We start from the raw sequence: 13,482 nt of genomic DNA, 5'->3' as shown, positions 1-13,482 counted from the left end.
TGAGAGGGGCGCTGCCGATGAGTGGACGACTCGGTATCGACGATGTCTCCCCGACCGTGAGCAACGGTCGCTACCCGGCGAAGGCCGTGGTCGGCGAACACGTCCCGGTCGAGGCCACGGTGTGGCGCGAGGGCCACGACGCCGTGGCCGCCACGGTGGCGTGGCGGGGGCCGGACGACCGGGTCGCCAGACAGACACGGATGGTCCCGCGCGGTGTCGGCCTGGACCGCTGGGCCGCCACGATCGTGCCGGACGCGCCGGGCGCGTGGACGTTCCGCGTGGACGCCTGGAGCGACCCGTGGGCCACCTGGGAGCACGCCGTCGAGGTCAAGATCGCCGCGGGTCAGAGCGCGGACGAGCTGGCGAACGACCTGGAGACCGGCGCGCTCCTGCTCGACCGCGTCAGCCGCCGCCCCGACCGGCGCAAGGACAAGCCGCTGCTGGTCAACGCGGCCACCGCGCTGCGCGACGAGCACCGCCCCCTCGCCGAGCGGGTCGCGCCCGCCCTCGCGAGCGACGTCCGCCGGGTCATGCACGACCACCCCGTCCGCGAGCTGGTCACCAGGGGCAAGCCGCGGAAGGTGTGGGTCGACCGCAAGCGTGCGGCGTTCGGGTCCTGGTACGAGTTCTTCCCCCGCAGCACGGGCGGCGTCGACGAGTCGGGCGTCCCGGTGCACGGCACGTTCGTCACCGCCGCCAAGGAGCTGGACCGCATCGCGGCCATGGGCTTCGACGTCGCCTACCTGCCCCCCATCCACCCGATCGGGCGGGTGAACCGCAAGGGACCGAACAACACGCTCACCGCCACCGAGGACGACCCCGGCTCGACCTGGGCCATCGGCGCGGACGAGGGCGGGCACGACGCGATCCACCCCGAGCTCGGCACGATCGAGGACTTCGACGCGTTCGTCGACCGGGCCCGCGAGCTGAACATCGAGGTGGCGCTCGACCTGGCGCTCCAGTGCGCCCCCGACCACCCGTGGGTGCTGAAGAACCCCGAGTGGTTCACCACCCGCCCGGACGGCTCGATCGCCTACGCGGAGAACCCGCCGAAGAAGTACCAGGACATCTACCCGGTCAACTTCGACAACGACCCGCAGGGCATCTACAACGAGGTGCTGCGCGTCGTGCTGCACTGGGTGGACCACGGGGTGCGGATCTTCCGGGTCGACAACCCGCACACCAAGCCGCCGGACTTCTGGGCGTGGCTGATCTGGGCGGTCAAGGACCGGCACCCGGACGTGCTGTTCCTGTCCGAGGCGTTCACCCGCCCGGCCCGCCTGTACGGCCTGGCCAAGCTCGGCTTCACGCAGAGCTACACCTACTTCACCTGGCGCACGACCAAGGAGGAGCTGACCGAGTTCGGCAACGAGCTGGTCGAGCACTGGGACGAAGCGCGGCCCAACCTGTTCGTCAACACCCCGGACATCCTGCACGAATCGCTCCAGCACGGCGGTCCGGGCATGTTCGCGCTGCGCGCGGCGCTGGCGGCGACGATGGCGCCGACCTGGGGTGTGTACTCGGGCTACGAGCTGTTCGAGCACGAGGCCGTCCGGCCGGGCAGCGAGGAGTACCTGAACTCGGAGAAGTACCAGCTCCGCCCCCGCGACTACGCGGCGGCGGTGGCCGAGGGACGGTCGCTGGAACCGTGGTTGCGCAAGCTGAACGCGATCCGCCGGGCGCACCCGGCGTTGCAGCAGATGCGAACACTCCGGTTCCACCACGTCGACAACCCGGCGTTGATCGCCTACTCCAAGCAGGATCCCGGCAGCGGCGACACGGTCGTCGTCGTGGTCAACCTGGATCCGCACAACGCGCAGGACGGCACCGTCTGGCTGGACCTGCCCGCGCTCGGCGTCGACTGGCACGAGCGGCTGATCGCGCACGACGAGGTGTCCGGGGAGACCTGGGACTGGGGTCAGGCCAACTACGTCCGCCTGGAACCCTGGCGCGCCCCGGCGCACGTCGTCGGCGTCCAGCGCAGGTTCAGCCACTAGAAAACCCAGCCCGGTCCCCGAAACCTGAGTCCCCGTGCCCGCCGAAGAGCACGAGGGACGATCGAACGCACCCCCAATGAGGTGGGACGAGGTGGAGCACACATGCAGGAAGAGGCCCGACCCGACGCCGCGCTGGTAGGCCTGGAGAACGTGCCGCACACCGGCGAGGCCATCGGCGCGGACGGCCTGCTGGTCGAACCGCAGGCCGAGGACTTCCGGTCGGCCAAGCTCGTGCCGCGCGAGCGCGACTGGTTCAAGGGCGCGGTGTTCTACGAGGTGCTGGTGCGCGCGTTCAGCGACTCCAACGGCGACGGCACCGGAGATCTGCGGGGCCTCGCGTCCCGGTTGGACTACCTGGAGTGGCTCGGCGTCGACTGCCTGTGGCTGCCGCCGTTCTACGCCTCGCCGCTGCGCGACGGCGGCTACGACATCTCCGACTTCCGCGCGGTGCTGCCGGAGTTCGGCTCGGTCGAGGACTTCGTGTACCTGCTGGACGAGGCGCACCGGCGCGGCATCCGGGTGATCACGGACCTGGTGCTCAACCACACCAGCGACGCGCACCCGTGGTTCCAGCAGTCGCGCACCGATCCGGACGGCCCTTACGGCGACTACTACGTGTGGAGCGACGACGACCAGCGCTACGCGGACGCGCGGATCATCTTCGTCGACACGGAGTCGTCCAACTGGACCTACGACCCGGTGCGCGGCCAGTTCTACTGGCACCGGTTCTTCTCCCACCAACCCGACCTGAACTTCGAGAACCCGCACGTCCAGGAAGCCATGCTGGACACCCTGCGGTTCTGGCTCGACCTGGGCATCGACGGGTTCCGGCTCGACGCCGTGCCGTACCTGTTCGAGGCGGAGGGCACGAACTGCGAGAACCTGCCGCGCACGCACGACTTCCTCAAGCGCTGCCGCAAGGTCGTCGACGACGAGTACCCCGGCCGGGTGCTGCTGGCGGAGGCCAACCAGTGGCCGTCGGACGTGGTCGAGTACTTCGGCGACCCGGAGGTGGGCGGCGACGAGTGCCACATGGCGTTCCACTTCCCGCTGATGCCGCGCATCTTCATGGCCGTGCGGCGGGAGTCGCGGTTCCCGATCTCGGAGATCCTGGCGCAGACGCCGGAGATCCCGTCGGGCGCGCAGTGGGGCATCTTCCTGCGCAACCACGACGAGCTGACGCTCGAGATGGTCACCGACGAAGAGCGCGACTACATGTACGCGGAGTACGCCAAGGACCCGCGGATGAAGGCGAACATCGGCATCAGACGGCGCCTGGCCCCGCTGCTGGAGAACGACCGCAACCAGCAGGAGCTGTTCACCGCGATGCTGCTGTCGCTACCGGGCTCGCCCGTCCTCTACTACGGTGACGAGATCGGCATGGGCGACAACATCTGGCTGGGCGACCGCGACGCGGTGCGCACGCCGATGCAGTGGACACCGGACCGCAACGCGGGGTTCTCCAGCTGCGACCCGGGCCGGATCTACCTGCCCGTGATCATGGACCCGGTGTACGGCTACCAGGCGCTCAACGTCGAGGCGCAGCTGAACAACCAGTCCTCGCTGCTGCACTGGACGCGGCGGATGATCGAGGTGCGCAAGCAGCACCACGCGTTCGCGGAGGGCGACTTCACCGATCTCGGCGGGTCGAACCCGAGCGTGCTGGCCTACCGGCGGCGGTGGCTGCGGCCCGACGGCCACGAGGACGTCGTGCTGTGCGTGAACAACCTGTCGCGGTTCCCGCAGCCGGTCGAGCTCGACCTGTCGGAGCACCACGGCAGCAGGCCGGTCGAGCTGACCGGCGGCGTCGTCTTCCCGACCGTCGGCGACCTGCCCTACCTGCTGACTTTGCCCGGTCACGGCTTCTACTGGTTCCAACTCGTGGAAGCCGGCGACGACAGCGAGCCGAGGTGATGGACGTGACCCAGCCGCACGACCTGGTGGACAGGGTGCTGGCCGAGCTGCCCGAGTGGCTTCCCGCGCAGCGGTGGTTCGGCGGGAAGGACCGCCCGGTGACCTCGATCCGCCCGCTGCGGGCGGCCGTGCTGCGGTCCGAGGACCCGGTGCTGGTGCACCTCGTGGTGGAGGTGGAGCAGCCGGGCCGGCGTGAGCCCTACCAGCTGCTGGTCACCGACCACGTGGACAACTACGAGGCCACCTCCGTGCCGGAGCTGACCGGCGTGCTGCTCGACCTGATCGCCGAGGGCGTCGAGGTCGAGGGCCTGAGGTTCGCGCACGAGCCGGACGTCGAGCTGCAGACCGGGCTGCGCGGCCGGCCGATCACGTCCGAGCAGTCCAACACCTCGATCGTGTTCGGCAGCCAGTACATCCTCAAGCTGTTCCGCAAGCTCAGCTACGGCGAGAACCCGGACCTGGTGCTGCACCGGGCGTTGCGCCAGGTCGGGTGCGAGCACATCGCCCAGCCGCTCGGGTCGATCACCGGTCGGCTCGACGGTCAGACCACGACCGTCGGCATGCTCCAGCAGTTCATGCCGGACGCGGTGGACGGCTGGGCGATGGCCACCACCAGCGTGCGCGACCTGATGGCCGAGGCCGACCTGCACGCCGACGAGGTGGGCGGCGACTTCGCCGGCGAGGCGCAGCGGCTGGGACAGGCCGTGGCCACGGTGCACGCCGACCTGGAGCGCGCGCTGGGCACGCAGTCCGCAGACGCCGAGGACATCGACCGGACCGTGCGGGCGATGATCGCGCGGCTGGACGCGGTGGTCGCCTCGGTGCCGGAGCTGCGGCCGTACGTGCCCGCGTTGCGGGAGGCGTTCGAGCAGGCCAGGGAGACACCGGACGCGGTCGCCGTGCAGCACATCCACGGCGACCTGCACCTCGGTCAGGTGCTGCGGACCGTGCAGGGCTGGCTCCTGATCGACTTCGAGGGCGAGCCGGGTTCGCCGATGGCCGAGCGGATCGCGCTGCGCTCGCCGTTGCGCGACGTGGCGGGGATGCTGCGATCCTTCGACTACGCGGCGCACCAGCTGCTCGTCGGCCAGCCGGAGGACCACCAGCTGACCGTGCGGGCGCTGGAGTGGGCGCGGCGCAACCGCGCGGCGTTCACCGAGGGCTACGCGGAGGCGGCGTCGGAGTCGGTCGGCGACCCGCGCAAGCGGGGCTACCTGCTGCGGGCGTTCGAGCTGGACAAGGCCGTCTACGAGGTCGCGTACGAGCACGCGAACAGGCCGGAGTGGTTGACGGTCCCGTTGTCGTCGATCGCGCGGATCACTGGAGAGGGAGCGGTGCAGTCATGATCTCGCCCGAGGACGTCGACCGGCTGCTGGCCGGTGCGCACCACGACCCGCACTCGGTGCTCGGCGTGCACCACGTCCCGGAGGGCGTGGTCGCGCGGGCGCTGCGGCCGGGCGCGACCGCGGTGGCGGTGATGGCCGCCGACAAGCGCTTCGACCTGGACCGGGTCGCCGACGGGTTGTTCGCGGGCGACCTGCCCGAGCACCCCGGTGACTACCGGCTGGAGGTCGAGTACGGCGACCAGGTCGTCGAGGTGGACGACCCGTACCGCTGGCTGCCGACCGTCGGCGAGCTGGACCTGCACCTGATCGGCGAGGGGCGGCACGAGCGCCTGTGGGACGTGCTGGGCGCGCGGGTGCGCACCTACGACACGCCCAACGGCACCGTCTCGGGCGTCTCGTTCGCCGTGTGGGCGCCGACCGCGCGCGGTGTGCGGGTGTGCGGCGACTTCGACGGCTGGGACGGCCGCGCGAACCCGATGAGGTCGCTCGGCTCGTCCGGCGTGTGGGAGATCTTCATCCCCGGCATCCCGGAGGGCACCCGGTACAAGTTCCGGATCCTCGGCCGGGACGGCGGGTGGCACGAGAAGGCCGACCCGATGGCGTTCGCCACCGAGACGCCGCCGCAGACCGCGTCGGTCGTCACCCGGACCGCGCACGAGTGGGGCGACGAGGAGTGGCGGGCCAAGCGCGACGCCACGCAGTGGATCAACGCGCCGATGAGCGTGTACGAGGTGCACCTGGGCTCGTGGAAGCCCGGTCTGGGTTACCGGGAGCTGGCCGCGGAGCTGGCGGACTACGTGGTGGGCGCCGGTTTCACGCACGTGGAGCTGATGCCGGTGGCCGAGCACCCGTTCGGCGGGTCGTGGGGCTACCAGGTGACGTCGTACTACGCGCCGACCTCGCGGTTCGGCTCGCCGGACGACTTCCGGCACTTCGTGGACGTGCTGCACCAGCGCGGCGTCGGCGTGATCATGGACTGGGTGCCCGCCCACTTCCCGCGCGACTCCTGGGCGTTGGCGAAGTTCGACGGCAGCGCGTTGTACGAGCACGAGGACCCGCGCCGCGGCGAGCACCCGGACTGGGGCACCCTGGTGTTCGACTTCGGGCGCAACGAGGTGCGCAACTTCCTGGTCGCCAACGCGCTGTACTGGATCGAGGAGTTCCACATCGACGGCCTGCGGGTCGACGCGGTGGCCTCGATGCTGTACCTGGACTACTCGCGGCAGGAAGGGCAGTGGCTGCCCAACCAGTACGGCGGGCGGGAGAACCTGGACGCGGTGCGGTTCCTGCAGGAGCTCAACGCGACCGTCTACAAGCGCCACCCCGGCGTGGTGATGGTGGCGGAGGAGTCGACGGCGTGGCCGGGCGTCACGCGGCCGACGCACCTGGGCGGCCTCGGGTTCGGCTTCAAGTGGAACATGGGCTGGATGCACGACACGCTGCACTACCTGTCGCGCGAGCCCGTGCACCGGTCGTTCCACCACAACGAGATCACGTTCTCGCTGGTGTACGCGTGGAGCGAGAACTTCGTGCTGCCGCTGTCGCACGACGAGGTCGTGCACGGCAAGGGGTCGTTGTGGCAGCGGATGCCCGGCGACGACTGGAACAAGGCGGCGGGGCTGCGGTCGCTGCTGGCGTTCATGTGGGCGCACCCCGGCAAGCAGCTGCTGTTCATGGGCGGCGAGTTCGGGCAGCGCGACGAGTGGTCGGAAGGCCGTTCGCTGGACTGGCACCTGCTGGAGTCGCCGCTGCACGGCGGCCTGCACCGGCTGATCGCCGACCTGAACCGGGTCTACCGGGGCTCGCCCGCGTTGTACAGCGCGGACAACAGGCCCGAGGGCTTCTCGTGGATCGACGCGAACGACTCGGCGGGCAACGTCCTGAGCTTCCTGCGGATCGGCGAGGACGGCTCGGTGCTCGCCTGCGTGGCGAACTTCGCCGGCATGCCGCACCACGACTACCGGGTCGGGCTGCCGGTGACGGGTCGGTGGCGAGAGGTGGTGAACACGGACTCGGAGGTCTACGGCGGGTCCGGCGTCGGGAACTTCGGCGTGGTGGAGGCGGAGGAGCACCCGTGGCACGGGCGGCCCGCGTCCGCCGTGCTCCAGCTGCCGCCGGCGGGCGTGCTCTGGCTCGCGCCGGAAGCACCCGCGGTCACGGCGACCGTCACGGCGGAGGACCGGGCCGGCGTCGAGGGCCCGATCGACCTGGACGACCTCGACAACACCTGACCGGACCGCCTTGCCCGGCCGGGTCCTCGAGACCCGGCCGGGACGCGCGCGGGCCCTGACCGAACCGCGTGGTGCGGAACGCCGTCCACAGGGCGCGGCGCCTGCCATGCTGAGCCCCATGGCGGACGAGGTGTGGGCGGTCGGCGAGGCGTACGAGGCTTACGTCGGGCGTTGGAGCGCGCCCGTCGCGCGGCGGTTCCTCCGGCTGCTGGACGTGCCGGCGACCCGCCGGTGGTTGGACATCGGCTGCGGCACGGGTGCGTTGACCACCGCGATCCTCAAGGTCGCCGACCCGGCCGAGGTCGTCGGCGTCGACCCGTCCGAAGGCTTCCTGGCCACCGCGCGGCACCGGGTCGCCGACCCGCGGGCCGCCTTCCACGTCGGCGACGCCCGCTCCCTCCCGCTGTCCGACCGCGCCTTCGACGCCGTGGTCAGCGGCCTCGCCCTCAACTTCGTGCCCGACCCGGTCCGGGCCCTCGCCGAGTGCACGAGGGTCGCCGCGCCCGGCGGCGTGGTCGCCGCCTACGTCTGGGACTACGCCGAGGGCATGGCGATCACCCGCTTCTTCTGGGACGCCGCCACCGACCTCGACCCGGCCGCCGCCGCCCTGCACGAGGGCAGGCGCTTCCCCCTCTGCCGACCCGAACCGCTCCGCGCGCTGTGGACCGACGCCGGCCTGCGCGGGGTGCGCGTCGAGGCGCTGGAGGTCCCGACGGTGTTCAACGACTTCGACGACTACTGGCGTCCGTTCCTCGGTGGGCAGGGACCGGCGCCCGGCTACACCGCGTCCCTGCCCGAGGACCGGCGCCGTGCCCTGCGCGACCTGCTCCGCACCCGCCTGCCCACCCACCCGGACGGCTCGATCCGGCTCACCGCGCGGGCGTGGGCGGTGCGCGGTGTCATGGCGCGGGCGTGAAAGCCGGCAGCAGCTCGGGAAGTCGTGCGGCTCCCCGTTCGGTGACGAGGAGTTCCCTGGTGCCGTCCTGACGGCGGACCAGGTCGTCGGCCACGAACGCGTCGAGCACGAGCCGGCCGAGGTCGCCGCCCAGGTGCGGGACGCGGTGCGTGCGGTCCAGGCAGGCCGACGCCAGGCGGCGGCGCGGTGCGACGGCGTGCGGGTCGACGCCGAGGCGGTGCAACGCGGTCAGGTCCTCGCCGAGCGCCAGTTCGCCGGTGCGGCCGTCGGGCGGGACGAGCGCGCCGCCGTCGACCAAGGTGGTGAACACCGCGATCCCCAGGCGACCGGCCGCGTGGTCGTAGCACGTGTGGGCGACGTCCACCGGCGATGAGGCGCGCCGCGGTGAGGTGAGGTCGTCGTGGTGGGCGTAACGGGCCAGTGCGGTGAGGACGTCGGCGATGTCGGCGCGGGCGACCCGGTAGACGGCGTGGCGGCCGGTGTGCTCGACCGTGACCAGGCCGGCGGCGCGCAGGCGGGCCAGGTGGTTGCCCAGTCGTGGCGGCGAGATGCCCATGGCGTCGGCCAGTTGCACCATCGCGTGCGGGCCCTCGGCGGCGAGCAGTTGCAGCGCGGTGAGCCGGACCGGGTCCGACAGTTCGCGGGCCAGCGCGACGGCGGACGCCTGCACGGCGTTGCCCGGGTCGATCCATCCCGCCACGACCACACCCTAACACCCTTCACGCTTCCCTGAACCCTGGTTGCGGACCGCGGGTGACGCGGGATACGGTCGCACACACCGTTCATAGAACTGTGAAGGGTGGTTGCCGTGGGGCTGGGTGCGCTCTTGTGGGGCCGCGGGGTCTCGGCTCTCGGCGACGGCCTGTGGTTCACCACGTGGGCGTTGTTCTTCACCCGCGTGCTCGGGTTGCCGCTGGTGACGGTCGGTGTCGGGATGGCGGTCGCCGGCGCGGCGGGGTTGCTCGCGGCGGTGCCGCTCGGCGCGTTGGCGGACCGGTTCGACCCGAGGTCGGTGCTGGTGGTGATCACCGTCGTGCGAGCGTGCGCCATGGCGTCCTACCTGGTCGTGGACGGCACGTGGTCGTTCCTCGTGGCGACGGTGGCGTTCACCGCGCCGGCCAACGGCGGCAACGCCGCGCGGACGGCGTTGATCGCGGGGCTGGTGACGGACAACGCGGCCAGGGTGCGTGCGTTGGCGCAGCAGCGCGTGGCGCAGCACGTCGGCTACGCGATCGGGGCCGGGCTCGGCGCGCTGGTGCTGACGGCCGACAGCCACTCCGCCCACGCCCTGGCGATCACCGGCAACGCGCTCACGTTCGGAGTCCTGGCGGTGACGACGCTCGCCGTCCGCAAGCCGTCGTCGGTCGGTGCGGCGCCCCGCGCGCGAGTCGTGCTGCGCGACCGCCCCTACCTCGCCGTCGTCGCGGCCACCTCGGTCCTGTCGCTGTGCTGGGCGGTGCTGTCGACCGGGTTGCCGCTGTGGCTGTCCCGGTCGACCGACCTGCCGCTCGCGCTGAGCGGCGTGGTGGTGGTCGTCAGCTCGGTGGGCATCACCGTGTTCCAGGTGCCGTTCGCGCGCTTCGCCCGCACCCCGGACCAGGCCGCGCGCACGGCGGTCCGGTCCGGGGTCGTCCTCGCCGCGAGCTGCGCCCTGCTCGCCACGACCGCGGGCGGCTCGGGTGCGGCGGCCGTGGCGGTCGTGGTGATCGCGGCGGTGCTGCACGTGGTCGGCGAACTCGGTTACGTGGCCGCGAACTGGGGTTTGTCGGTGAGTCTCATGCGTGATGACGCGCGTGGCGCCTACCAGGGGGTCAACGAGGCCGCCACCGCCACCGTGCAGCTCTTCGGGCCCGCCGTCCTGACGTTCGCGCTCGGTGGCTTCGGCGCGGGCGGTTGGCTCGCCGTGGCCGTGATCTTCCTGGTCGCGGTCGCGCCCGTGCCGGTGTTGACCAGGTGGGCGACACGCACCCGTGATCCGGCGACGGCGTCGAACACGACCCCGTAGGGGTTCGGCGCGGGCACAATGGGCCAATGCGGCTCGTATCGGCTCGGCTGGTCCTGCTGGCGACGGTCCTGCTCACGGCAAGCGCCTGTGCCCAGGCGATCCCGGGCAAACCGGTGGCGGGTGAGGCCGTCACCAAGGGCACCGTCGACCCGGGCTTCATCCGGGGCACCGACGGCGGTCCGATCGACCAGCTGGCGGCCACCGCCGTCACCGACATCGACACGTTCTGGGAAGAGGCGTTCCCGGACACGTTCGACAAGCCGTGGGAACCGATCGAGGGCGGCATCTACTCGGTCGACACCGCAGACCCCTCCGCCAAGCCGCCGCCGTGCACCGAGAAGGCGAGCGATGTGGAGGGCAACGCGTTCTACTGCCCGAGCGCCGACGCCATCGCGTGGGACCGCGCCGCGCTGCTGCCCGTGCTCAAGGACCGGTTCGGCGACGCGGCCGTGGTGATCGTGCTGGCGCACGAGATGGGCCACGCCGTGCAGAACCGGATGGGCATCACGCCGGAGGCCGAGCGGCGCGAGCCGCAGCGGTTCCCCACGATCCTCACCGAGGCGATGGCCGACTGCTTCGCGGGCGCGTTCATCAAGTGGGTCAACGACGGCAAGTCCGAGCACCTCGACATCGGCTCCGACACGCTGGACTCGGCGCTGGGCGCGCTGATCACGTTCCGCGACCCGGTCGGCACCTCGGCGAGCGACCGGTCCGCGCACGGCAACGCGTTCGACCGGGTGTCCGCGTTCCAGGACGGCTACCAGCAGGGCACCGAGTTCTGCGCGGCCATGTCGACGGAGAACCGGGTGTTCACGCAGCAGGCGTTCACCTCCGCCGACGACCGCGACCGCGGCGGCAACCTGCCGTTCGACGAGATGCTGACGAACGTCACGCCCGACCTGAACCTGTACTACAAGGCCCTGGTCGAGCAGGCGGGCAAGAAGTGGACCGACCCGAAGTCCACGCCGACCGAGGAGGAGCCGGACTGCTCCGGCGACCAGGGCCCGGTGGCGTACTGCCCGGCGGACAAGTCGGTGGAGTTCGAGGTCGAGTCCGACCTGCCCGAGCTGCACGCCGAGATCGGCGACTACGCCACGGGTGTGCTGCTGGCGAGCCGTTACGCGTTGGCCGCGATGGCGGCGGTGGACGTGGACCTCGAAGGCGAGCGTGCGGCGACCAGCGCGTTGTGCCTGGCCGGCGCGTACACGCGGGAGGTGTTCACCCGGCAGAAGGGCTTCGGGCTGTCGCCCGGCGACCTCGACGAGGCGGTGCAGGTGCTGCTCGCCTACGACTACGCGGCCCGGGACGCGACCGGTTCGGCGACGCTCGGTCCGGGGTTCAAGCGGGTCGAGGTGTTCCGCGGCGGCGTGTTCGAGGGCGTCGAAGCCTGCGGTTTGGCCTAATGCCGCGAGCCGGCCAAGTAGGGTTCGGGCTTGGATCGGCACGGACCGGGGATGGGGCTTGGGCATGGCTCGACGGGCTTGGGTTGCGGCGACGCTCGTCACCGCGTTGGCGTTGACGGGGTGCACCCAGACGGTGAGCGGCCAAGGGCGGTCCGAACGGCCCGACGTCACCAAGGTGGCCGGGTTGGACATCACCACCGGCGAGAGCGGCGCGAAGCCGGGCGTGCCGGACGCCGACCTGCAGGTGGAGAACGCCGACGGCGGCGAGATGGACCGGCTCGCGATCAACGCGCTGGCCGACGTCGAGGAGTACTGGGCCGAGCAGCTGCCCGCGCGGTTCGGCAAGGAGTTCGAGCCGGTGAAGCGGTTGGTGTCCTACGACTCCAACGGCAAGGGCGTGGAGATCTGCCGCACCAACACGGCGGGCGTGGCGAACGCGTTCTACTGCTCGCTGGACGACTCGATCGCGTGGGACCGCGGTGAGCTGCTGCCGATGCTGGACGACGCGTTCGGGCCGATGTCGGTGGTGACCGTGCTGGCGCACGAGATGGGCCACGCGATCCAGTACAAGCTCGGCGACATCGGCGGGATCAACCAGGCCACGCCGTCGATCATCAAGGAGCAGCAGGCCGACTGCTACGCGGGCAACTTCTTCCGGTGGGTGGCTGAAGGCAAGGCCAAGCACTTCCGCATCTCGACCGGGCCCGGGTTGAACCAGGTGCTGGCGACGATGTTCTTCATCCGGGACGCGGCGGGCACGTCGGCCGAGAAGCAGGGCGCGCACGGCAGCGCGTTCGACCGGGTGTCGGCGTTCCAGTTCGGGTTCGCGGGTGATCCGTCGCGGTGCGCGGAGATCGACGAGGCCGAGATCAAGGCGCGGATCACGCAGCAGAAGTTCGACTCGCAGGACCAGGACACCGGGCAGGGCAAGGGCAACCTGAAGGTGGACGACCAGCGGTCGCTCGACCTGCTGGAGGAGTCGCTGCGCGCGGCGTTCAAGGATGCCGCCGCCACGCCGCCCGCGTTGTCCACCTCGTCGTCCGCGGAGTGCCCGGACGGCGGCGACACCTCGCCGGCGGCGTACTGCCCGGCGACGAACTCGATCTCCATCGACCTGCCCGACCTGGTGAAGATCGGCACGCCGCCGAAGCGCGGGCAGAAGGGCGGGATCGGCGACTTCGCCGCGTTCGCCGAGATCGCGTCGCGGTTCGCGCTGTCGATCCAGAAGGCGACCGGGTACGGGCTGGAGGGTCCGGCGGCGGGGTTGCGGACGGCTTGCCTGACCGGGGCGTGGGCCGGGACGACGAACCAGAGCAACGCGCGGCTGCGCCTGTCGTCCGGTGATCTGGACGAGGCGGTGGCCGAGCTGCTGGCCGACAAGAGCCTGATCGCGGCGGACGTGAACGGGACCGTGGTGCCGTCCGGCTTCGCCCGCGTCGAGGCGTTCCGCGACGGCTTCTACCAGGGTGCCGGGCTGTGCACCCGCAAGTACGCGGGCTGAGCGAGGTCGGGGTCCGTGGGTGAGGAGAAGGGCATCGGGCCGGCCTGCTGAACCGTCCGTCCGGCCAGGACGCTTCTCGTCTTCTCGAGTTCCCGAGCCCTCGGCACAAGACTGACAGGGGTCCTGCGAACGGGACCCCTGTCAGGCGTGACGAGAGTGGTGGGAGTGG

The 13,482-nt window shown here is 71.4% G+C and carries 9 protein-coding genes; 8 read left to right on the top strand and 1 reads right to left on the bottom strand.

Annotated features, from left to right (window positions below; all coding sequences use genetic code 11):
* The first annotated feature begins 17 nt into the window (after positions 1-17).
* The 5 genes from AB0H12_RS04965 to AB0H12_RS04945 all read left to right on the top strand — a co-directional run bounded on the left by AB0H12_RS04965 (position 18) and on the right by AB0H12_RS04945 (position 8,404).
* Entirely contained in the window at positions 18-1,997 is a 1,980-nt protein-coding gene (locus tag AB0H12_RS04965; protein ID WP_499620936.1) for an alpha-1,4-glucan--maltose-1-phosphate maltosyltransferase, read from the top strand.
* Positions 1,998-2,099: 102 nt separating this feature from the next.
* A complete protein-coding gene (gene treS, locus AB0H12_RS04960) occupies positions 2,100-3,911 on the top strand; it encodes a maltose alpha-D-glucosyltransferase (protein WP_499620935.1) in 1,812 nt (603 codons plus the stop codon).
* Between the two features lie 5 nt (positions 3,912-3,916).
* Positions 3,917-5,257, top strand: a complete 1,341-nt coding sequence (locus tag AB0H12_RS04955) for a maltokinase N-terminal cap-like domain-containing protein (protein WP_499620934.1) — start codon at positions 3,917-3,919, stop codon at positions 5,255-5,257.
* On the top strand, positions 5,254-7,488 hold the full coding sequence (glgB, locus tag AB0H12_RS04950; RefSeq protein WP_499620932.1) for a 1,4-alpha-glucan branching protein GlgB: 2,235 nt from the start codon (positions 5,254-5,256) through the stop codon (positions 7,486-7,488). Before AB0H12_RS04955 ends, glgB begins: the two co-directional genes overlap by 4 nt.
* A 118-nt stretch (positions 7,489-7,606) precedes the next feature.
* Positions 7,607-8,404, top strand: a complete 798-nt coding sequence (locus AB0H12_RS04945; RefSeq protein WP_499620931.1) for a class I SAM-dependent methyltransferase — start codon at positions 7,607-7,609, stop codon at positions 8,402-8,404.
* On the opposite strand, the gene AB0H12_RS04940 is transcribed toward AB0H12_RS04945, so the two are convergent.
* A complete protein-coding gene (locus tag AB0H12_RS04940; RefSeq protein ID WP_499620930.1) occupies positions 8,388-9,104 on the bottom strand; it encodes an ArsR/SmtB family transcription factor in 717 nt (238 codons plus the stop codon). The two genes, AB0H12_RS04945 and AB0H12_RS04940, sit on opposite strands and share 17 nt — an antisense overlap.
* Positions 9,105-9,212: 108 nt before the next feature.
* On the opposite strand from AB0H12_RS04940, the gene AB0H12_RS04935 reads away from it, so the two are divergent.
* The 3 genes from AB0H12_RS04935 to AB0H12_RS04925 all read left to right on the top strand — a co-directional run bounded on the left by AB0H12_RS04935 (position 9,213) and on the right by AB0H12_RS04925 (position 13,313).
* Positions 9,213-10,409: an MFS transporter gene (locus AB0H12_RS04935; protein ID WP_499620928.1), complete on the top strand. Its 1,197-nt coding sequence runs from the start codon at positions 9,213-9,215 to the stop codon at positions 10,407-10,409.
* 26 nt (positions 10,410-10,435) lie between these two features.
* Complete coding sequence (locus tag AB0H12_RS04930; protein ID WP_499620927.1) at positions 10,436-11,812, top strand: neutral zinc metallopeptidase; 1,377 nt, start codon at positions 10,436-10,438, stop codon at positions 11,810-11,812.
* Positions 11,813-11,876: 64 nt separating this feature from the next.
* Positions 11,877-13,313 carry a neutral zinc metallopeptidase gene (locus AB0H12_RS04925; RefSeq protein ID WP_499620926.1) on the top strand — a complete coding sequence of 479 codons (1,437 nt, stop codon included), beginning with the start codon at positions 11,877-11,879 and terminating at the stop codon, positions 13,311-13,313.
* The last annotated feature ends 169 nt before the right edge of the window (positions 13,314-13,482 follow it).

Origin of the sequence: Actinosynnema sp. NPDC023794, assembly GCF_040639675.1 — a bacterium.
Taxonomy (GTDB): Bacteria; Actinomycetota; Actinomycetes; order Mycobacteriales; family Pseudonocardiaceae; genus Actinosynnema; species Actinosynnema luteola.
Note: the sequence above shows the minus strand (reverse complement) of the source record. Positions and strands in the feature narration are given on the sequence as shown.